Source organism: Streptomyces sp. NPDC021622 (assembly GCF_040640795.1).
Lineage (GTDB): Bacteria > Actinomycetota > Actinomycetes > Streptomycetales > Streptomycetaceae > Streptomyces.
This window is the reverse complement of sequence record NZ_JBFACK010000009.1, coordinates 306,850-326,261: the sequence shown is the minus strand read 5'-3', so window position 1 is coordinate 326,261 and position 19,412 is coordinate 306,850. Positions and strand designations below refer to the sequence as shown.

The window sequence follows — 19,412 nt, the reverse complement described above, 5'->3', positions numbered from 1 at the left end:
GGGGAGGGGTGCCCCGGTGTGCCCGGTGCTCGGGAGTGCCGCCTGATTACCCCAGCATCCCCCGCAGCAACTCCCGGAAGCCGGCGCGCAGTTCGTCCTCGCTCGGCACCGTGGCGTGGTACGTGCCCGCCACGCACGAGAACAGCAGGCCGTCGGTCCACGCCACAAGGGCCAGCGTGTGCCGCTCGGGGTCCGTCGATCCCGCGGCCCGCAGCATGGCCGTCAGCGGCTCCCTGAACTGCGCCCCCGCCGCGTCGTAGTAGGACCGCAGCTCCGGTCGGCGGGTCGCCTCCAGGGCCAGCTCGTAGCGGGAGACGAGGAGTTGGCGGAAGCCGCCGGAGAGGTAGCGGTGCAGCGCCAGGGCGAGCGAGGCGACCAGTGCCTCGCGGCCGCCTGTGGGGTCCGGCAGCTCGTCGGGATCGAGCACCTCCGCCTCACGCTCCGCCTGCCGGCGCACCACGGTCTCCAGGAGCGCGAGGCGGGTGCGTGCGTGGTTCGACGTAGAGCCCTGCGGCAGCCCCGCCGCCTCGTCCACGGCCCGGTGTGTCAGGCCGCGCATGCCGCGCTCGGTGAGCAGGGCGAGCGCCGTGTCGGCGATCAGTTCGGCGCGCGGCGTCCCCGCGCTGCGTACGGACATGGGGGCAACCATACCGCCGGCCACTACAGGTGTAGTACGGTCGGGTCATCGCCCACTACAGGTGTAGTGGGTCGGGGGTGGAGGAGGAGCCATGGCACAGGGACAGCGAGCACGGCGTCCGCAGCAGGGCGAGCGGCCGTACGCGGTCGTCATCGGCGCCGGCATCGGCGGCCTCACCGCCGCCATCGGCCTGCACCTGTCGGGCTGGCGGGTCACCGTCCTGGAGCGGGCGGCCACGCTGGAGCCCGTCGGCGCCGGCATCGGGCTCGCCCGCAACGCCCAGCGGGCCCTGGACGTCCTCGGCCTCGGTGAGCGGGTCCGCGAGCTCGCGGCCTGGGAGGGCGGCGGCGGGATGCGCGCGCAGAACGGGCGTTGGCTCGTGCGGGCCGGCGCCACGGGGGCCTCACGGGAGTTCGGCGGCTCGCTCGTGATGCTGCACCGCGCGACCCTCGTCGACCTTCTCGTCTCCGCCCTGCCCGCGGACGCCCTGCGCACCGGGGTGCGCGCGGAGCCGGCCGACTCCGGCGCGGCCGACCGCAGGGCCGTCGTCACCACCCGCGAAGGCGACATCGAGGCCGACCTCGTGATCGGCGCCGACGGCATCAACTCGGCTGTGCGCAGCGCCCTCTTCCCGGCGCATCCGCAGCCTGCGTACGCCGGATTCACCGCCTGGCGCCTCGTCGTCCCCGCCCCCGACCGCCCCTTCGAGCCGTACGAGACCTGGGGGCGCGGCGGAGTCTGGGGCACGCACCCGCTCAAGGACGGCAGGATCTACGCGTACGGCACCGCCACCGTGCCCGAGGGCGGCCGCAGCCCCGACGGCGAGCAGGCCGGGCTGGCCCGCCGCTTCGCCGACTGGCACGACCCGATCCCCGCGATCATCGACGCCGCACGCCCCGAGGACATCCTGCGCAACGACGTACGCCACCTGACCACACCGCTCCCCGCCTACCACCGCGGCCGCACCGCCCTCATCGGCGACGCCGCGCACGCCATGACGCCCTGCCTCGGCCAGGGCGGCAACCAGGCCATCGAGGACGCCGTGGTCCTCGCCCACCACGCGGCACCCGGCGGCGACCTGTCCGCCGGGCTCGCCGCCTACAGCGCGGTGCGGGTGCCGCGCACCACCGCGATCGTCCGGCAGGCGGCACGCACCGCCCGGCTGACCCATCTGACGGGCGCCCCGCTCATCGCCGTACGCAACACCCTCGTCGGCGCGGTGGCCCGCATCGGCCCCGGCCTGATCCTGCGCGGCTTCGCCTCGATCGCCGACTGGCGCCCGCCGCAGCCGCCGTATGCTGCGGGAACGGAACGCGCACAGCAGGAGCAGCGCGTCGTACAGCGGTAGAGGAGACAGTGGTGAAGGTCGGCTGCATCGGACTCGGTGACATCGCGCAGAAGGCATATCTGCCCGTGCTCACCACCCTGCCGGGAGTCGAACTGCACCTGCAGACGCGCACACCCGCGACCCTCGCCCGGATCGCGGGCGTCCACCACATCCCCGACGAGCGCTGCCACACCGACCTGGACACGCTGCTCGCCGAGGACCTGGCCGCCGCGTTCGTGCACGCGTCGACCGCCGCGCACCCCGAGATCGTGACGCGGCTGCTCGAAGCGGGCGTGCCCGTCTACGTCGACAAGCCCCTCGCGTACGAACTCGCCGACTCCGAGCGGCTCGTGCGGCTCGCCGAGGAGCGCGGGACCAGCCTCGCCGTCGGCTTCAACCGCCGCCTCGCACCCGGCTACGCGCAGTGCCTGGACCACCCGCGCGAGCTGATCCTGATGCAGAAGAACCGCATCGGCCTGCCCGAGGACGTGCGCACCCTCGTCCTCGACGACTTCATCCACGTCGTCGACACACTGCGCTTCCTCGTGCCGGGACCGATCGACCACGTCGGCGTGCGGGCCCGGATCGCGGACGGGCTCCTCGAGCACATCGTGCTGCAGCTCGCGGGCGACGGGTTCACGGCGATCGGCGTGATGAACCGGATGAGCGGCTCCACCGAGGAGATCCTCGAGGTCTCGGGACAGGACACCAAGCGGCAGGTGCTCAACCTCGCCGAGGTCGTCGACCACAAGGGCCAGCCCACCGTGCGGCGGCGCGGCGACTGGGTGCCGGTGGCCAGGCAGCGCGGCATCGAGCAGGTGGTGCTCGCCTTCCTCGACGCCGTGCGCGCCGGCAAGGTGCTCAGTGCCCGGGATGCGCTGGCGACCCATGAGCTGTGTGAGCGCGTCGTCCGCGCGGCTCAGGAGCAGGCCGCCTGAGCGACCGCACGCCCTCGGTCGCGCACAGGGCGGCGAGCACCGCGAGGGCCGCGTGCACGGGCCAGTCGCCGAACCTCACGTACGGCGTGACGCCCTTGGCCAGCGGTATCTCGTACGTCGCCGTGGCGCTCGCCGAGGTGCCGAGCGGGGTCCCCAGGCGCTCGCCGTCCGCGCCGTACACCGCCGAGACGCCGGTCAGCGTGGCGTGCACCATGGGGCGGCCCGTCTCGGCGGCCCGCACCGCCGCGAGCGAGGCGTGCTGCTCGGGGGCCCAGCTGGACTGGAACGTCGAGGTCGACGACTGCGCGAGCAGCAACTGGGCGCCCTCGCGCGTCAGATGGCGGCTCATGTCGGGAAACGCCGATTCGAAGCAGACAAGCGGCCCGACCTTGAGGCCGTCCCCGACGTTCATCACGACCGGACGTTCGCCGCGCATCCGGTCCTCGCCCGCCGCCTTGCCCACGGACGTCGCCCAGCCGAGCAGCGAGCGGGCGGGGACGTACTCGCCGAAGGGGACGAGCCGCATCTTGTCGTAGCGGTCACCGGTCGGTCCCTGCGGGCCCACCAGGACGGAGCTCTTGAAGATGCCGGGCCGGTCGGAACGGCGGGCGTCCACGTTCACCAGGATGTCGGCGCCCGTCTCGCGGGACAGCGCCGCTATCCGGCGCGCGACGTCGGGGCGCTGCGTCAGGTCGTGGCCGACGCTGCTCTCGCCCCAGACGACGAGGTCCAGGTCCCGGTCCGTCAGGGAGCGGGTCAGCGCCTCCTCGCGCGCGAGCCGCTTGTCCGGGCTGCCGGCTCCGTCGATCACGCCGGGCTGGACGACGGCGACTCGGATCCGTCCCGCGGGCTCGGGGCGCGGAGCCCATGCCCAGGCGGACGTGGTGACCGTGGCGACCGTCACGAGCCCGGCGACGGCCGGAATGCGGGTCGTCCCGGGGGCCCGTCCTGCCTGCGCCACGACGAGTACGGCGACACCGACGTTGACGGCCACGATGAAGGCGCTGACCAGCCACACCCCGCCCACCGACGCGAGGCGCAGCGCGGGGTCGACCTGCCACTGGCTGGAGCCGAGCAGCCCCCAGGGGCCGCCCAGGCCCTCCCAGGACCTGACCAGTTCGACCATCAGCCAGCCGGACGGCAGGACGAGCAGCGCGGCCGCCGTCCGCCCCGGCGACACGGCCCCGCCCAGGAAGTGCCGCACAAGACAGGCCCAGGGCACCCATAGCAGGCCCAGCAGTGCGGCGATGACGAGGGTGAACACATGCAGGCTCGGCAGCAGCCAGTGGTGCACGGCCACCATGAACCCGATGCCGCCGAGCCAGCCGTCGAGCGCGGCCCGGCGGCCCGTGCCCGCCGAGCGGGCGAGCAGCATCCACGGCACGAGCGCGACGTAGGCGAACCACCACAGAGAGGGAGCGGGGAAGGCGAGGGCCGGCAGTGCGCCGGCGAGCACGGCGACGGCGCCGCGCCACCGGGCCGAAGCGAGCAGCTCCCTGCCCGCGGGGGGCGTCAGGCGGGCCCGCCACCCGTTCCGGCCGTCGCCGACTGCCTCCATGCAGCGCCTCCTCGGTCCTCGACGCCCGGTCGTGCTCCCAGTGTGCGCGCCCGGGACGATCTAGGACAGTGGGCCTGTGTGGGCGCCGCCGCCGTGTCGGCCGGCCCGCGTCTGCCGGCCGTTTCGTCGACTCAGCCGGTGGCGGAGCTCTGGTCGTGCCGTACGGGGCTCTGCCGCCACTTCTCCTCGACGACCACCTGCCGCAGCCGCCAGCCGGCGTGCGTCCGCAGTGCCGCGAACGCGTACCGCCCGCCGCACACGAAGTCCGGCGCCGTGGACGCCGCCCCGTCGTCCCGCGCGAACCGCATGGGGTTCACATAGTCGGCCTGTACGTGGGCCGTGTCGCCGGTGTCCTGGTCCAGGGTCCCGAACCGGAGTCGGCGGTTGACGATCAGATGCTGGCGCATCGGGAAGAGCCGCATCGTGTCGGAAAGCCATCCTGCGATGTCGTCGGCGCCTCCCTCGATGCCGCCCGCCGAGCGGTAGTCCGCACGGCCGTCCGGAGCGAAGAGATTCCGGTAGGCGTCCCAGTCGCCGTCGTCGACGGTGACCGCGTACTCGGTGATCAGGGCATCGATGGCCAACCGGTCGAGCACGGCCGCGAGTTCCACACGCTGCGTCATCGGCTCAGTGTTGGGCACCGGGGGTGCGCAGCCAAGGGGCGTGCAGGGACGAACCCTGGGGTTCACGGTGTCACCCGTCGTACGATGCACGGCAGTCGACCGCGCGGAGTACTGCGCAGGGGCGCGCGGAGGATCCGGGCAGAGGAGGTTCGGTGAACAACGAGAAGCGCATCGCGGCATACGAACGGCAGAGCGGCCGCAAGGAATTGACGGGCCGCCAGAAGCGCCGCATCGCGAAGAAGGAACGACAGGGCAAGGGCTAGGCGGTACCGAGCCCCGTAAGGGGCGCGGGGCTGTGACATGTGCGGCTCCGCCGCGTGGGGCGCGACCAGCCCCCACCGGCCCGCGGATTCATCACCGCACGTGCGGCTGCCGCGCGCAGCGGCCGACGGGGGCGCTGTCCTGGTCGGTGAGATGCCCGCCGAGCGTGGCGAGGAGCGCCGCGTCCCGCTGGTAGCGAAGGTACTGCTCATGAGCCCGCAGGCCGGAAGCGTACTGATCGACGCAGGTGGCGTGCTGGTTCCCGAGTACCTGCCCGGCGTGGCGCCTACGCCGCTTTCACGACCTCTTCGCGCACCGCCGTCGCCCACTCGGTCACCAACTGCTCGTACTCCCGCCGCTGTTCGGGCGACAGACGGCCGTCGGCGCGCAGCCACAGGCCGCGGATCCGCTCGTTCAACTCCGCGGCAGACCGCACGGAACCAGAGGGCTGAGGGCTTAAGGGCATGTGGTCAAGCCTAGGGGATAGCTACGACAATCGGAACTGTCCGCTACTGGGCAGATCCTCCAAGTGAGCGTCGAGGGGCTGGTGTTGGGTCTGGTGCGCGGGGAGGTTGTGACGAATCGCTCAATGGATCGCTGAACGGAGGAGCTGTCTGCGGCGAGGCGTGGCCCTCGCGAACTGCGCCGACTGTGCGATCAGCGTGGCCGGCCTCGCGCCACCCGTTCACGGAGCGCAGGCGAACTCCGCGAAGCGCGGCGCGTAGGCGGTGCTGATGCGGGCGAGCACAACGAAGGAACTGCCGAGGCCCTGCCTCACCCCGCCGATTCCCCCGCGTGCGGGCTGAGCGTGCCGGCGCCGACGAGGATGAACAGGAGGATGCCGAGCAGGATGCGGTAGTAGACGAACGGCATGAAGGACTTGGTCGTGATGAACTTCATGAACCACGCGATCACCGCGTAGCCCACCACGAAGGCGATGATCGTCGCGAAGATCGTCGGGCCCCACGACACATGACCGCCCTCGCCCGCGTCCTTCAGCTCGAAGGCGCCGGAGGCCAGGACGGCCGGGATGGCGAGCAGGAACGAGTAGCGGGCCGCGGCCTCGCGGGTGTAGCCCATCAGGAGGCCGCCGCTGATCGTGGCGCCGGAGCGGGAGACGCCGGGGATGAGGGCCATGGCCTGGCAGACGCCGAAGATCAGGCCGTCGCGTACGCCCAGTTCCTTCAGGCTCTTGCGTTCCCTCACGGCGCGGTGCTTGCCGCCGGTCTCGCCGCGGGCCGCCAGGCGGTCGGCGATGCCGAGGACGATGCCCATGACGATGAGGGTCGTGGCGATCAGGCGCAGATCACGGAAGGGGCCCTCGATCTGGTCCTTGAACGTGACGCCGAGTACCCCGATCGGGATCGAGCCGACGATGACGAGCCAGCCCATCTGCGCGTCGTGGTCGGAGCGCGGCACCTTGCCGAAGAGGGAGCCGAACCACGCCGTGATGATCCGGCCGATGTCCTTGCGGAAGTAGATCAGTACGGCGGCCTCGGTGCCGATCTGGGTGATCGCGGTGAACGCGGCCCCCGGATCGTGCCAGCCCGCGAACGCCGCGGTCAGCCGCAGATGCGCGCTGGACGAGATCGGGAGGAACTCGGTCAGTCCCTGGACGAGCCCGAGGATGAAGGATTCAAGCCAAGACATGGAAACTGCGCCGTCCAAGTACTGATCATGGGCTGCGGGTGCGGTCAGGTGCGTGGGACGAGGGGGATGCGGGCCGTACGTGAGCGAGGGGTGATCAAGCCCTTGCCGTGGGGCAGCGTAGCGTCACTTGGTTACGCGGCTTCCGTCGGACCCTTCGTCGTCCAGCCCGGCGCCTGCGGGTGCGCGGTGAGGTCGTCGTGGCGGACCCGGTCGCCGCAGGCGTGGCAGGTCACGACCGGGAGCATCTCGTGGCCGCAGACGTGCTCGATGACCATGGGGCGGTCGTCGTCCTTGCGCAGGTGGCGGTCGCCCCAGGCCATCAGGGTCATCAGGACCGGTTCGAGTTCCAGGCCGGCCTGCGTGGGGCGGTACTGGAAGCGCTGCGGGCGCTCGCTGTAGAGGATCTTCTCCAGGACGCCCGCGTCCACCAGGCGGCGCAGGCGGGTGGCGAGGACGTCGCGCGGGGCGCCGATATTGCGCACCAGCTGGTCGAAGCGTCCATTGCCGAGGCAGACCTCGCGCAGGACGAGCAGGGAGTACTTCTCGCCGACGAGGGCGAGGGCGTCGGCGATCGAGCAGGGGCGCGCATCCTTCATGACGGGCAGTCTAGGGGGATCGAAGGAGAGGGTTTGAATTTCCAACTCACAAGGCTATGGTGAGTTCAGATTTCCTACTCACTGGTAATCGCCCTGGGGGAGTGCCGCTCCGTGCCCCTCCACGGCGCCCTAGGAGGACCGCACCATGCGTGACGCCGTCATCGTCGAAGCCGTACGCACCCCGGTCGGCAAGGGCAAGCCCAACGGCTCCCTCGCCCACATCCACCCGGTCGAGCTCCTCGCCCACACCCTGCGCAGCCTCGTGGAGCGCAGCGGTGTCGACCCGGCCCGCATCGACGACGTGATCGGCGGCTCCGTCGACCAGGTCGCCGAGCAGGCCATGAACACCACCCGGTACGCCGTCCTGTCCGCCGGCTTCCCGGAGTCGGTGCCCGCCACCACCGTGGACCGCCAGTGCGGTTCCTCCCAGCAGGCCGTGCACTTCGCCGCCCAGGGCGTCATCTCAGGTGCGTACGACATGGCCGTCGCCTGCGGTGTGGAGTCGATGAGCCGCGTACCGATGTGGTCGAACGTCCCTGCGGGCGCCGACCCCTTCGGACCCGGCGTCGCCGAGCGCTTCCCCGAAGGGCTCGTCCCGCAGGGCATCAGCGCCGAACTCATCGCCGCCAAGTGGTCGATCGGGCGTGAGCGGATGGACGCCTTCGCGACGACGTCGCACCAGCGTGCCGCGCGGGCCTGGGACGACGGCCTCTTCGACGCGGAGGTCGCCCCGATCGAGGGCGTCACCCGCGACGAGTCGGTACGTCCGGCCACCACTCCGGAGATCCTCGCCGGCCTGAAGCCGGCTTACGAAGACGCGGCTTTTGGTGAGCGCTTCCCGCAGATCGACTGGTCCGTCACCGCGGGCAACACCAGCCCGATCAATGACGGGGCGTCCGCCGTTCTCATCACCACCAGCGAGAATGCGGCACGCCTCGGGCTGCGCCCGTTGGCTCGGCTGCACAGCTTCGCCGTGACCGGATCCGATCCGCTCCTCATGCTGACCGGTGTCCTGCCCGCCACCGAGAAGGTGCTGCGCAATGCCTCGTTGCGGCTCGACGACATCGATCTCTTCGAGGTCAATGAGGCGTTCGCGAGTGTGGTGCTGGCTTGGCTGCAGGAGACTGGCGTCGGCCTGGAGAAGGTGAACGTGCACGGTGGGGCGATTTCGTTGGGGCATCCCTTGGGTGCGAGTGGTACGCGGTTGATGACGACGCTGGTGCATGCCATGCGGGTGCGCGGCGCGCGCTACGGGCTGCAGACCATGTGCGAGGCCGGGGGCCTTGCCAACGCCACCATTCTTGAAGCGTTGTAGCTCCGCTGGCGGGCGGTACTTCGTCTGAAGGTGCGTGGGGGCTGGTCGCGCAGTTCCCCGCGCCCCTACGGGCGGAGGTGGTGGCGCTTGCGCCAGGCGATCAAGGCGCCCGCCAACCCCGTCACCGCGATGAACCCCATCGCGATCAGGAAGGCGGGGGAGGTGGGTGTCGAGGCGCGGGCGCCTGCGACGACGTACGCGGCGGTGTTCGGGATCGAGCCCAGTGCCGTGGCGAGCAGGAACGGCAGCCAGCCCATGCGGGACACCGCCGCGCAGTAGTTGGCGGCCGCGAATGGCACCCCGGGGAACAGCCGCACCGCCAGCATCGAGCGGAACCCGTGTCTGCTCAGCTGCCCGTCCGCCGCGTTCAGCCAGCGCCCGCGGAGCAGCGGGCGCAGCGCGTCCTGCCCCAGCATGCGCCCGAGGCCGAAGGCGATCCCGGCGCCGATGACCGTCCCCGCGATCGCCGCCCCGAGCCCCGCCTGCGAGCCGAACAGGGCGCCGGCCGCCAGATTGAGCAGGGGGCGCGGTACGAACGCCGCGGTGCACAGGCCGTACGCGGCAGCGAACACGAGCACCGCGGCGGCGCCGCCCAGCTGCCGGGGCCACCCGTCGGAGAGCAGCCGCTGCGGCTCGAAGACCAGCACGCACGCCCCGGCCGCCGCGAGCAGCACCACCAGCAACGACAGCCGCGACCACGGCGAGAGCACGGCCCTCGCGCAGCGCACGGCGAGGCCCTGCGGGCGGGCGGCAGCGGGGGTGTCGAGCATCCGGGGAGACTAACCGACATATGTGTGTGATCGCCGTAGGGTGCGTCTCATGAGCGTCACAGTCCCGGGCGTCACGGTCCCGCGCAGCGGCCTGGCCGACTCCGTCATGGAGCGGCTCACCGCGACCTATCCGGAGGCGGCCGATCCGCAGCGGGCCGCGCAGGCACAGGCGTACATGAAGGACGTCGCACCCTTCCTGGGCCTGCCCACGCCGCTGCGTCGCGAGCTGTCCCGCACCGTGCTCGCCGGGACCCCGCGCCCCGACGAGGCGGAGTGCACGGCGATCGCGCTGCGCTGCTGGGAGCTGCCGGAGCGCGAGTACGCCTACTTCGCCGTCGACTATCTGCGCCGCCACGTCAAGCGCCTCTCCTCCGGCTTCCTGCCCGTCGCCCGTCATCTGGTGACCACCGTCTCCTGGTGGGACACGGTCGACGCGCTCGCCGCGCACGTCGTCGGCGGCCTGGTCGCGGCCGACCCGCGGCTCCTCAAGTCCGAGATGGACAGCTGGATCGAGGACGACAACCTATGGGTGGCCCGCACCGCCCTCCTCCATCAGCTCCGGTACAAGGACGCCACCGACACCGAGCGCCTCTTCGCGTACTGCGTACGTCAGTCCGGACACCCCGACTTCTTCATCCGCAAGGCCATCGGCTGGTGCCTACGCGAGTACGCCAAGACCGACCCGGACGCCGTGCGCGACTTCGTCGAGAGGGAACGCGGCCGTCTGGCGCCGCTCTCGGTGCGCGAGGCGCTGAAGAACCTCTGACCGGCGGGCACGCCAACTGCCGCGCGCCGAAAACCATTCGCCCTGCACGGCCCGATCGACGATGATCTGCGACATGTTCCGGCACGCCTTTCCCGCAGCTTCGACCGCAGTCGCGGTCGCTGCGAAGGCTGCCGTCTTCCTCTGCGCCGCACTTCCTGTCGACGGCGCCCGACGCTGACCCTCCCCGGACACTCCGGCGGACCCCATAGGGGGAGGGTCGGTTCGGCCCCGGGGTCCCCGTCCCGAGCGCGTACGCGATGACGTGCGCCCAGGACTTCAGCTTCGAGTTCCCCAGAAGGAACCGCCATGTCCAAGACGGCTTACATCCGCACCAAACCGCACCTCAACATCGGCACGATGGGCCATGTCGACCACGGCAAGACCACCCTGACCGCCGCCATCACCAAGGTCCTCAGCGAGCGCGGCACCGGCACGTTCGTGCCCTTCGACCGCATCGACCGTGCCCCCGAGGAGGCGCAGCGCGGCATCACCATCAACATCGCGCACGTCGAGTACGAGACCGACACCCGCCACTACGCGCACGTGGACATGCCGGGCCACGCCGACTACGTCAAGAACATGGTCACCGGCGCCGCCCAGCTCGACGGGGCGATCCTCGTCGTCTCCGCGCTCGACGGGATCATGCCGCAGACCGCCGAGCACGTCCTGCTCGCCCGCCAGGTCGGCGTCGACCACATCGTCGTCGCCCTCAACAAGGCCGACGCCGGTGACGAGGAGCTCACCGACCTCGTCGAGCTGGAGGTGCGCGAGCTGCTGAACGCGCACGGGTACGGAGGCGACTCCGTCCCCGTCGTACGGGTCTCGGGTCTGAAGGCGCTGGAGGGCGACCCGCGATGGGCCGCCGCCATCGAGGCGCTGCTCGACGCGGTGGACACCTATGTGCCCATGCCCGAGCGGTACGTCGACGCGCCCTTTCTGCTGCCGGTGGAGAACACCTTCACGATCACTGGTCGCGGAACAGTCGTCACCGGCGCCGTCGAGCGCGGCACCATCAAGGTCGGCGACCGTGTCAGCGTCCTCGGCGGTCTCGGCGCGGACACCGAGACGGTGGTCACCGGGCTCGAGACCTTCGGGAAGCCGATGGAAAGCGCCCAGGCCGGCGACAACGTCGCGCTGCTCCTGCGCGGGGTTCCCCGCGACGGGGTGCGCCGCGGCCACATCGTGGCGGCGCCCGGCAGCGTCACACCTGCGCGTCGCTTCACCGCTCAGGTGTACGTCCTTTCGACCAAGGAGGGCGGCCGGTCGACGCCGATCGCGACCGGCTACCGGCCGCAGTTCTACCTCCGCACCGCGGACGTCGTCGGTGACGTCGACCTCGGTGAGGCCGCCGTCGCCCGGCCCGGCGACACCGTCACCATGACGGTCGAGCTCGGCCGCGACATGCCCCTGGAGACGGGCCTAGGCTTCGCGATCCGCGAGGGCGGCCGCACCGTCGGCGCGGGCACCGTGACCGAGGTGCTCGGCTAGGGAGCTGGCGGTCAGGATCCGGGGTCGTCTGTTCTCCGGGCCGGTGCCTGGTCTGCATGCGCTTCAGTACGTACGCAGACCAGGCACCGTCCGTCGTCGGGCCGCGTGCTTCCTCAGAGTCGGCAGCCCACGCGGCCCCAGCGTCCGGACAGCACATCCGCTTTGACCGGCGTCGAGGCTCTCCAATTCCGCCGGGGTAGCGCAAGGGGCCGGCCGGCGGCCTGGGCCTCACCGTCCGGGGAGCATGCTGGTGACCCAGTGGGTCGGGTGATCCGCGCCGGATCGCACCGGACAGGCCAGCCAGACGATCGTCGCCGAAAGGATTCAGTCCGCCAGTCGGCGGGCGTCATCGGTGAGCCAGGCAGGGGCGATGACCTCGGCGTTTCCGTCAAGGGCAGCAGCCGCGCGAGTCAGAGCGTCGGCGGCGGCCTGCCGAGCGGTCGGGAGGGCGCGGGCAGCCTCGGCCAGGGAGCGGGCCGCTTCCGCCTGGGCTGCTCCGGCGATCTGGAGAGCGGTCGAGGCGCGTTCGGCTGTGGTGGCGGCCTCCGTGAGGCGGTCGTCGCGCCAGTGCGCCCAGGCGAGGTTGAGCAGGCAGACGCCCTCGGCCCGAGGGTTCTCCATGAGGGAGGCTTCGTGGCGGGCTTCTTCGAGGGCCGAGGCCGCTTGCTCCGGGTCGTCGAGGGCCAGGAGAGCGATGCCTTGCGCGTTCAGTGCGTAGGCGATCGCCTCCTGACTGCCGGCGGCGCGGTAGGCGCGGGCCGTCTCGGCGCCCGCGTCGGCGGTCTCCTGCCAGCGGCCCAGCGTGAGCAGGGCGATGGTGCGCGCGTTGCCCGCACGGGCGGCCGTGAGCGGATCGCCGCTCGCCTCGGCTATCGCGTGCAGCTGCTCAGCGCCGTCCAGCGCGCTCTCGCCGTCGCCGAGGTAACTGTGGGCGAGGCTGAGGGAGAGCCTCGCGTGCACTTCGCGCTCGGTGTCGCCGAGTTCGTGCGCCAGCTCGGCGGCGCGGGCGAGGGGTTCGACGGTGGCGCCCTGGTCACCGAGTTGCCGGTGGGCATCTCCGAGGCCGAAGAGCGCGTTCTGCAGTGCGGGCCTGTCACCGAGGCGTTCGGCAAGGGCGGCCGCCTCGGTGAACAACTGGGCCGCCTGTTCCATCGGTCCCGCGCTGAGCCGGGCGTGCCCGTAGGCGACGGTGTGCGCGAGACGCACTCGCTCGTCGCCGATGTGCCCGTCGACGGCGAGGTGCATCGAGACGGCGGCGAGCACCGAGCCGTGCCAGACGAGCCATTCGCTGATCTCGTTCAGCACCCGCGCGGCGCTGTCGTGGTCGCCCGCTTGCACGAGGTGGTCGAACTGCCGTCGGTGCGGTTCGATGTCCTCCAGCGTCCGCCATGTGCCGCGCGGCTTGGCCTGGCGCGCGTACCACGATGCGATCTGCCGTTGCACTGCCTGCCTCCTGAAAGGTCCGTGCTGTGGCATCCGTCCGTAAGCGATCTCCGCGTCCAGCGGGTGAAGGGCGAAGGTGCGGCGCGCCCGGTCCACGGACACCAGATGCACGCGGATGAGGGACATGAGAACGGGGATCACGGGCAGGTCCGGATCGAGTCCGTCCACGATCTCCACGACCGCGCTCTGCTCGGCGGGGGTACGCAGCGCGGCGAGGACACCGAGGACGGCATGCGCCCGCTCGTCGAGGCGTCCGTAGCGGTCCTGGGCAAGTTCGGCTACGACGCTGTCGCGTTGGGTGAAGTCCTGCAGTACGTCCTGAAGGCTGGGCAACAGCGCCGTGTCGTCGTCGGCGAGCACACCGACCAGGAGTTCCAGCGCGCGTGGGACGCCGTGGACACGGACCGCGGCGGCCAGCAGTTCCTCGTCGGACAGGTCGGCCATGCCGAGGCTGCCGTCCCGGTCGAGTTCGCGCAGCAGCGCCACCGCCTCGGCGGGGCCCAGGCCCTTGGAGAGTTTCACGTGCGCGGCGAAACGCCGCAGTTCGGGCGCGAGGCGCACCGGTACCTGGCTGGTGACGAGGAGACGTGGGGTGGCGGGAACCCTGAACAGCCAGTCGAGGAGGACCGCAAGATCCTCGTCTGCGATGCTGCCGTCGTCGTGGAGCAGGTCCTCCAGATTGTCCATGAGGATGACGATCAGCCGGTCGCCCATGGCCGCGCGCAGTTCGTCGAGCCTGTCCTGCATCGTCCCGGCGGCGGCCCAGACCTTGCGCAGATTCGTTTCCTGCTCGGATCCGAGCAGGCGGGCGCAGTCGAAGTAGAGGCGTTCCAGAGAGATCCCGGAGGTGCGGGTGGAGAGGTTGACCAGGCCGAACGGGAGTGGCCCCCCAGCGGGGCGAGGCCATTCGCCGCGGTCGAGGAGGTCCATGACCTTCGCGGCGAGCGCGCTCTTGCCGATGCCGCGCGGTCCGGTGATGGTCACCATGCGGGCGGCAGGATCGTTCAAGTGGCGCGCGATCTCGTCGCGTTCATGGGTGCGGTTCTTGAACAGCTCGATGCCGTGCGCCACGGGAACCCCGACCACCCGCACGCCACGCGCCCACGCGTCGCGCGGTTCTCCGGGGACAGAGAGGGGCAGGGCCCCCGTGTCCGGGAGCGCAAGGAGACGGGCGAGTTCCGCCCGGTCTGCGGCGTCGCATGCCTGCAGCGCACGGTCGAGGCGGACCGCGGTGAGTCGGCCCGCGCCCTCCGAGCGGTGGTGCTCGGCGACCACGCCGATGATCCGGTTGCCGGCCCACACCGCGGCACCGGACATGCCCGCCCACGGCGACGCGCCCGGATCGGGATCGGTTCCGGCCGGAATCACGCTCATTTCCAGCGTGCCGGTACGCAGGTTGGACAGTGCTGCCACGGTGCCGTCCGCCTGGTGCAGTTCGCGGAAGTACGCGCCGTCGGGGCTGCGGCGCCGCTTCCACAGCGGAAATCCGGCAGCGTGTACGCCGATCACGCCGTGCCGGTCGTCAGCGATGCGCCCGAAACGGGCCCGTTCGATGACCGCGGATGCTGCTGGTGGCACCACGGTCAGCACGGCGAGGTCGCTGCCCTCGTCCGCCCAGGTCACGGTCGCCGCAGCCGACCACTCTCCGGGCCGGTCGGCGTCGCACCGCACGACGACCCCGGTCGCGTCGGCGACCACATGGGCAGCCGTGAGGATCACATCGACGGAGATCCGATAACCGGAGCCACGCCGCCTGCCGCTGCCGTTTTCGGCAATGACCTCGGCGATCCGGTGCGGGTCGAGCCCGGGCCCATCGGCCGGGGAATCGGGCCTCACCGAGCGCTCAAGAGACTCAGCAGGCTCAGCGCTCATGGGGCAGCTCGACACCCGAGATCAGCGCGGGCCGGTCGGGTGCGTCGCCGCGTACCGGCTGAAGGGTGAGCATGACCCGCTGGGTGGCCACGTGCGCGGACCGCGCGGAATGGTGGACGTCGAACACCCAGAACCTCACCTTCGCTCCCGGCTCCCGGCTCCGTTCCACGCCCACGGTGAGTTCGAGTTCGAGCTTCTCCGCCTGGAACCGGAGCCCTTCGCCTTCCCCGTCCGCCATGGCCCGGCTCAGCTCGCTCCGCAACTGGGCGATCATGTCCGCCAGTTCCACCGCGTCGTCCACTCTCGGCCCTCTCCTCGCCCGACACCTACCGACCATGCGCCCGCCGAGCATACCGACGGATGGTCAACTGCACGGCGGGCGGACCGACTTCCGAACTCGCCGGCGCCTCAGGAGCGGATTTTCGGGGCGTAGCGCAGCAGAACGACATCGTCGATGGGGCGTGCTTCAAGGAGTTTCATACGGGCTGTGGAACCACCGGGATACTGCGCCGGGGCCAGGAACGTCGGCGCGGCGGCCTCGCCCACCAGGAGCGGCGCAACGACGAAGTGGAGTTCATCGGCCAGGTTCTGCGCCAGGAGCTGGGTGTGGATCGTCCCGCCGCCTTCCACCAGGAGCCTTTCCACCCCGCGCCGGCCGAGTTCGTCAAGGAGGAGGGGCCAGTCGAGAGCGGGGCCGGTACTGACGATGCCGGCGAGGGTGCCCAGGATGCGACGGACCCGGGACACCGCGCCGTCCACCGTGAAGACCAGCTTCTCGCCCCCGCAGTGCCAGAACGCGCCCCTCGCGTCCAACTCGGCTGACCCGGTGACCGTGACCTTGAGCGGATGCTCCGGCTTGCCCGACGCGATGCGCCGGGCACGCCGTTCGGCGCTCGTCACCAGCAGTCGCGGGTTGTCCCTGCGCAAGGTGGTGGCGCCGACCAGAATGGCGTCAGCCGCGGCTCGTTCACGGTCGACGCGGTCGAGGTCCCGGCGGTTGGAAAGCACGAGCCGCTCACGGGCGGTGTCATCCAGACGGCCGTCCACGGAGACAGCCGCCGACAGAAGTACGTACGGGCGAATGGCCATGGCCCGGGCGGTCAGAGCGCGCGCTGGTAGTCGGCCCACGCTATGTGTGATTCGTGGAGCCGCACGGTGAGCCCCGTCAGACCGCGGGCGCCGGGGCCCAGAGCGCCGTCATGTATGCGGGCGGCGAGACGGTCTGCGATGACCTTGGCCAGGAACTCCGTGGTGGTGTTGGTTCCGGCGAAGTCCGGGTCGTCGTCGAGGTTCTGGTAAGAGAGCGCTGCGACGATCCCGCGCACTTCCCTGGCGGCCAGGTCCATGTCGATGACCAGGTTGTCGGCGTCGAGCTCCGGACGCTGGAAGGCCGCGTCGACCAGATACGTCGCTCCGTGCAGGCGCTGCGCGGGACCGAAGACCTCGCCACGGAGGCTATGGGCGATCATGAGGTGATCGCGGACGGTAACGGTGAACATGACTTCTCCGGAAGGGTGTTGACAGCGGTGGCGGGGCAGGTGCAGCTCAGCATCAGCAAGGGCTGTATCGGATGCGGTGGCAGAGGCCGGGCAGCTTGCCCGTGGCGATCTCCGCCATGACTCGCGGGAGTTCGTCGAAATCAGACTCGCCAGTGATCAGCACATCGAAGAGCGGGTCCCGCAGGAAGTCGAGCGCCAGGCTGAGCCGATCGGCGGCCGTGTGCCGCCCGCGCCGTTCCGGCGGCACGGCGCCGACCTGGCTACTGCGCAGCAACAGGCGCCGGGAGTGGAAGAACTCCCCCAGCGGCAGGGTCACCGACCGGTCCCCGTACCAGCTCAGATCGACCACGGAGCCCTCGGGAGCGAGCAGTTCGAGGGAGCGACGGAGCCCGGCCTGAGTCGCGCTGGCATGAAAAACGACGTCGCAGTCATCTTTTGCCTGCGCTGGTTCGGCAAACGCAACGCCGAGCGCCGCGGCGATCTCCGCGCGGGCCGGATCGACGTCGACGAGCTGCACCCGGACTCCGGGGAACCGGGCCAGGAGCGCGGCCACGCAGCAACCGACCATGCCCGCGCCCACCACCGCGATCCGGTCACCGATCCGCGGTGGCGCGTCCCACAACGCGTTGAGCGCGGTCTCAACGATGCCGGCCAGCACTGCGCGCTCCGGCGGTACCGCGTCGGGCACCGGCGTGAGAGCTCCGGCCGGGACCCGGAAATGGGTCTGGTGCGGGTACAGGCTGAACACGGTCCGGCCCACCAGCTCCGTCGGCCCAGCCTCTACCCGCCCGACATTGAGGTACCCGTATTTGACGGGTCCGGGGAAGTTGCCCTCCTGGAAAGGGGCGCGCATGGCCGCGAACTGGCTGGTGGGGACCCTGCCATGGAATACCAGCGACTCCGTGCCACGGCTCACGGCTGAGAACAGAGTCCGAACTAGGGCCTCATCACCAGGCGGGCAGGCGGGCAGGCGGGCAGGCGGGCAGGCGGGCAGGCGGGCAGGCGGGCAGGCTCGAGGTCAGAATCTCACCCCGCCCTGGGGATATAACCCAAAAGGAGCGTATGTGGCTCGGCACAGATGGTCCTCTGCTAGCGAGGGGCCGCCTGCGGACCCTCCAACAACCTCCGGCATTCCTGCGATCCTAGACGATCAAGTTGCGGGCCCGGAGGGCGACTCAGAGCACATCGGCATGCAGGAGGAAGCGCACAAAGTGCGTCGTAGCGTCGCGCTGACTCTCTTGATCAGCGGTTGTAGGGGCCATACGGGCTCCAGCCGTGCAGGAAGGGTTCCGGGTCGCTGTGCCGGGGCTCGGGAATTTCGGGCAGACGAAGCGGTCGGGTGAGGGGATCGAGGGAACGTACGTACTTTGTCGCCCACACCAGCCACTCCTCGGCCGCGCTTCGCTCGGCACCGTCGGACAGGACCGCGGTTCTCGCGGAGGCGGCGGCCAGGTAGTCGGCGAGGCGTGCGGCCTGCCGCCATGCGCTTTCCTGCTGTTGCAGTGTTCTGACGCGGAATGCTTCGGCGTAATCGAGGCGGGCCTGACGCATTGCGGATTCCCACCGGTAGCGTTTGATCCGGGCGTGCTCCTCTTCCTCGGCCCGCTTCCGCTCAGCCGCCAGCCCTCGTAGGCCCATTTCCTGCGGGATTTCGGGCAGTTGGTCTTCCAAGGAGCGCTCTGTCGCATCCTTCCAAGTCGACTGGCGGTGAGAGATTCCTCCGTTCAGCGCGATGGCCAGGCGGTCGGAGGGCGTGCAGTCGTACGCGGGGATCTTGACCCAGGAGTACCGCTCGGCATCGGCCAGTTCCTTCGCCGTGGGAGTGTGCTCGACCCTGTCCTGCTCCTGCCCGAAGGAGACACCACACGGCTGCCCATGTGCCGTGACGGTGAACAGGTCGCCCCCGCCCAGACTCCGCGGATCTCCTCGACCAGATGGAGCGCGACCGCAAACGGTTCCTGCGTGAAATCCGCACCACCGCCCAGCTGGAACATCCGGGCATCCCTGCGGTCTACGGCACGGGCGTGGAAACCGGCGGCGACGGCGGCGCGCAGCTCTGGCTCGTCATGCAGTTGCTGCGCGGCTCAACCCTCGAAACGCTCCTCGACCACACGGATCAGACAGAGGCGACGACCGAGATCCCACCCGCCCCTTCCGCCGGCCTCTCCTGGCCACGGCCAAACCCCGGGAGCAGGCGGCCCCCCGAAGCCGCCTGACCGACGTCGAAGCAGCAGTCCTGCAGAAAACGTCCGGGTGCTCCTGGACAGCGACCAGCCCTCCCAGGCGATCCGCCTCCTCGAAGAAGGCGTGATCCGCACTGTCCACGACCCCTACCTGCAGCTCCGCTTGCGTCACCTCCTGGCCGCTGCACAGTTCTGCGGAGGCGAATACACGCGCGCCGCCGCACTGTTCGACCTAGTGGGGCGCGGGTACCGCAAGCATCTGCCGCCGAACGATCCCCTCGTCCTGGACTGCGCCTACCATGCTGGTCACGCCTATGCCGAAACCGGGAAGCCTGACTAAGCCCGGCCGCAGCTGCGGTTCTACGTCCAGAACACCGACAGATCACCCGCCTGCGCGGTTCCAGCTGATTGCCCGGTGCGTGCTGGCGCGCGGCAGCCGTCTCCGTGTGCTCCCGCCGGGGTGCGCTGTGACGGCTGTGTGCAGGC

At 70.8% G+C, this 19,412-nt stretch carries 20 protein-coding genes; 7 read left to right on the top strand and 13 right to left on the bottom strand.

Annotated elements, in window-relative coordinates; all coding sequences use genetic code 11:
- Positions 1 to 46 precede the first annotated feature (46 nt).
- Complete coding sequence (locus tag AB0G47_RS20400; RefSeq protein WP_360771611.1) at positions 47 to 637, bottom strand: TetR/AcrR family transcriptional regulator; 591 nt, start codon at positions 635 to 637, stop codon at positions 47 to 49.
- Between the two features lie 91 nt (positions 638 to 728).
- Here AB0G47_RS20400 and AB0G47_RS20395 point away from each other — a divergent pair, with 91 nt between their 5' ends.
- Positions 729 to 1,985, top strand: coding sequence for an FAD-dependent monooxygenase (locus AB0G47_RS20395; RefSeq protein ID WP_360771609.1), 1,257 nt, complete (start codon positions 729 to 731; stop codon positions 1,983 to 1,985).
- 11 nt (positions 1,986 to 1,996) lie between these two features.
- Positions 1,997 to 2,902, top strand: coding sequence for a Gfo/Idh/MocA family oxidoreductase (locus AB0G47_RS20390; protein ID WP_360771607.1), 906 nt, complete (start codon positions 1,997 to 1,999; stop codon positions 2,900 to 2,902).
- On the opposite strand, the gene lnt is transcribed toward AB0G47_RS20390, so the two are convergent.
- The 5 genes from lnt to AB0G47_RS20365 all read right to left on the bottom strand — a co-directional run bounded on the left by lnt (position 2,826) and on the right by AB0G47_RS20365 (position 7,599).
- The gene (lnt, locus tag AB0G47_RS20385; protein WP_360771605.1) at positions 2,826 to 4,460 is read right to left on the bottom strand and encodes an apolipoprotein N-acyltransferase; all 1,635 of its coding nucleotides are present in this window, start codon (positions 4,458 to 4,460) and stop codon (positions 2,826 to 2,828) included. The genes AB0G47_RS20390 and lnt overlap by 77 nt on opposite strands.
- A 131-nt stretch (positions 4,461 to 4,591) precedes the next feature.
- Positions 4,592 to 5,083, bottom strand: coding sequence for a nuclear transport factor 2 family protein (locus tag AB0G47_RS20380; RefSeq protein ID WP_360771603.1), 492 nt, complete (start codon positions 5,081 to 5,083; stop codon positions 4,592 to 4,594).
- Positions 5,084 to 5,630: 547 nt separating this feature from the next.
- On the bottom strand, positions 5,631 to 5,810 hold the full coding sequence (locus AB0G47_RS20375; RefSeq protein WP_266869203.1) for a hypothetical protein: 180 nt from the start codon (positions 5,808 to 5,810) through the stop codon (positions 5,631 to 5,633).
- 308 nt (positions 5,811 to 6,118) lie between these two features.
- On the bottom strand, positions 6,119 to 6,994 hold the full coding sequence (locus tag AB0G47_RS20370; protein WP_360771599.1) for an undecaprenyl-diphosphate phosphatase: 876 nt from the start codon (positions 6,992 to 6,994) through the stop codon (positions 6,119 to 6,121).
- Between the two features lie 131 nt (positions 6,995 to 7,125).
- A complete protein-coding gene (locus AB0G47_RS20365; protein ID WP_360771714.1) occupies positions 7,126 to 7,599 on the bottom strand; it encodes a helix-turn-helix domain-containing protein in 474 nt (157 codons plus the stop codon).
- A gap of 136 nt (positions 7,600 to 7,735) precedes the next feature.
- On the opposite strand from AB0G47_RS20365, the gene AB0G47_RS20360 reads away from it, so the two are divergent.
- Positions 7,736 to 8,905 (top strand): thiolase family protein, encoded by a 1,170-nt coding sequence (locus AB0G47_RS20360; protein WP_360771596.1) that lies wholly within the window; start codon positions 7,736 to 7,738, stop codon positions 8,903 to 8,905.
- A gap of 65 nt (positions 8,906 to 8,970) precedes the next feature.
- Here the strand turns inward: AB0G47_RS20360 and AB0G47_RS20355 are convergent, their stop codons facing one another.
- Positions 8,971 to 9,675, bottom strand: a complete 705-nt coding sequence (locus AB0G47_RS20355) for a TVP38/TMEM64 family protein (protein ID WP_360771593.1) — start codon at positions 9,673 to 9,675, stop codon at positions 8,971 to 8,973.
- A gap of 49 nt (positions 9,676 to 9,724) precedes the next feature.
- Between AB0G47_RS20355 and AB0G47_RS20350 the strand changes: the two genes are divergently transcribed.
- Together AB0G47_RS20350 and tuf are read left to right on the top strand one after the other, a co-directional pair.
- Positions 9,725 to 10,441, top strand: coding sequence for a DNA alkylation repair protein (locus AB0G47_RS20350; protein WP_360771590.1), 717 nt, complete (start codon positions 9,725 to 9,727; stop codon positions 10,439 to 10,441).
- A 306-nt stretch (positions 10,442 to 10,747) separates the two neighbouring features.
- Positions 10,748 to 11,929: an elongation factor Tu gene (gene tuf, locus AB0G47_RS20345; RefSeq protein ID WP_360771587.1), complete on the top strand. Its 1,182-nt coding sequence runs from the start codon at positions 10,748 to 10,750 to the stop codon at positions 11,927 to 11,929.
- 324 nt (positions 11,930 to 12,253) lie between these two features.
- On the opposite strand, the gene AB0G47_RS20340 is transcribed toward tuf, so the two are convergent.
- The 6 genes from AB0G47_RS20340 to AB0G47_RS20315 all read right to left on the bottom strand — a co-directional run bounded on the left by AB0G47_RS20340 (position 12,254) and on the right by AB0G47_RS20315 (position 18,414).
- Positions 12,254 to 15,208 carry a trypsin-like peptidase domain-containing protein gene (locus tag AB0G47_RS20340; RefSeq protein ID WP_360771584.1) on the bottom strand — a complete coding sequence of 985 codons (2,955 nt, stop codon included), beginning with the start codon at positions 15,206 to 15,208 and terminating at the stop codon, positions 12,254 to 12,256.
- A gap of 25 nt (positions 15,209 to 15,233) precedes the next feature.
- Positions 15,234 to 15,545, bottom strand: coding sequence for a trypco2 family protein (locus AB0G47_RS20335; protein WP_245238812.1), 312 nt, complete (start codon positions 15,543 to 15,545; stop codon positions 15,234 to 15,236).
- 107 nt (positions 15,546 to 15,652) lie between these two features.
- Positions 15,653 to 16,333, bottom strand: coding sequence for a dihydrofolate reductase family protein (locus AB0G47_RS20330; RefSeq protein ID WP_360771581.1), 681 nt, complete (start codon positions 16,331 to 16,333; stop codon positions 15,653 to 15,655).
- Positions 16,334 to 16,344: 11 nt separating this feature from the next.
- Positions 16,345 to 16,743 (bottom strand): 6-carboxytetrahydropterin synthase, encoded by a 399-nt coding sequence (locus tag AB0G47_RS20325; protein WP_360771578.1) that lies wholly within the window; start codon positions 16,741 to 16,743, stop codon positions 16,345 to 16,347.
- Between the two features lie 52 nt (positions 16,744 to 16,795).
- Positions 16,796 to 17,659: a zinc-binding alcohol dehydrogenase gene (locus AB0G47_RS20320; protein WP_360771575.1), complete on the bottom strand. Its 864-nt coding sequence runs from the start codon at positions 17,657 to 17,659 to the stop codon at positions 16,796 to 16,798.
- 326 nt (positions 17,660 to 17,985) lie between these two features.
- On the bottom strand, positions 17,986 to 18,414 hold the full coding sequence (locus AB0G47_RS20315) for a hypothetical protein (RefSeq protein ID WP_360771572.1): 429 nt from the start codon (positions 18,412 to 18,414) through the stop codon (positions 17,986 to 17,988).
- 263 nt (positions 18,415 to 18,677) lie between these two features.
- On the opposite strand from AB0G47_RS20315, the gene AB0G47_RS20310 reads away from it, so the two are divergent.
- Positions 18,678 to 18,959, top strand: a complete 282-nt coding sequence (locus AB0G47_RS20310; protein ID WP_360771570.1) for a hypothetical protein — start codon at positions 18,678 to 18,680, stop codon at positions 18,957 to 18,959.
- A 37-nt stretch (positions 18,960 to 18,996) separates the two neighbouring features.
- Positions 18,997 to 19,266: a hypothetical protein gene (locus AB0G47_RS20305; RefSeq protein WP_360771568.1), complete on the top strand. Its 270-nt coding sequence runs from the start codon at positions 18,997 to 18,999 to the stop codon at positions 19,264 to 19,266.
- Positions 19,267 to 19,412: the final 146 nt, after the last annotated feature.

Coding starts and splice junctions, on each gene's coding strand:
- lnt (WP_360771605.1), bottom strand. CDS start 4,460: ATGGAGGCAGTCGGCGACGGCCGGAACGGGTGGCGGGCCCGCCTGACG.
- AB0G47_RS20325 (WP_360771578.1), bottom strand. CDS start 16,743: ATGTTCACCGTTACCGTCCGCGATCACCTCATGATCGCCCATAGCCTC.
- AB0G47_RS20360 (WP_360771596.1), top strand. CDS start 7,736: ATGCGTGACGCCGTCATCGTCGAAGCCGTACGCACCCCGGTCGGCAAG.
- AB0G47_RS20375 (WP_266869203.1), bottom strand. CDS start 5,810: ATGCCCTTAAGCCCTCAGCCCTCTGGTTCCGTGCGGTCTGCCGCGGAG.
- AB0G47_RS20370 (WP_360771599.1), bottom strand. CDS start 6,994: ATGTCTTGGCTTGAATCCTTCATCCTCGGGCTCGTCCAGGGACTGACC.
- AB0G47_RS20330 (WP_360771581.1), bottom strand. CDS start 16,333: ATGGCCATTCGCCCGTACGTACTTCTGTCGGCGGCTGTCTCCGTGGAC.
- AB0G47_RS20395 (WP_360771609.1), top strand. CDS start 729: ATGGCACAGGGACAGCGAGCACGGCGTCCGCAGCAGGGCGAGCGGCCG.
- AB0G47_RS20400 (WP_360771611.1), bottom strand. CDS start 637: ATGTCCGTACGCAGCGCGGGGACGCCGCGCGCCGAACTGATCGCCGAC.
- tuf (WP_360771587.1), top strand. CDS start 10,748: ATGTCCAAGACGGCTTACATCCGCACCAAACCGCACCTCAACATCGGC.
- AB0G47_RS20380 (WP_360771603.1), bottom strand. CDS start 5,083: ATGACGCAGCGTGTGGAACTCGCGGCCGTGCTCGACCGGTTGGCCATC.
- AB0G47_RS20310 (WP_360771570.1), top strand. CDS start 18,678: ATGGAGCGCGACCGCAAACGGTTCCTGCGTGAAATCCGCACCACCGCC.
- AB0G47_RS20355 (WP_360771593.1), bottom strand. CDS start 9,675: ATGCTCGACACCCCCGCTGCCGCCCGCCCGCAGGGCCTCGCCGTGCGC.
- AB0G47_RS20350 (WP_360771590.1), top strand. CDS start 9,725: ATGAGCGTCACAGTCCCGGGCGTCACGGTCCCGCGCAGCGGCCTGGCC.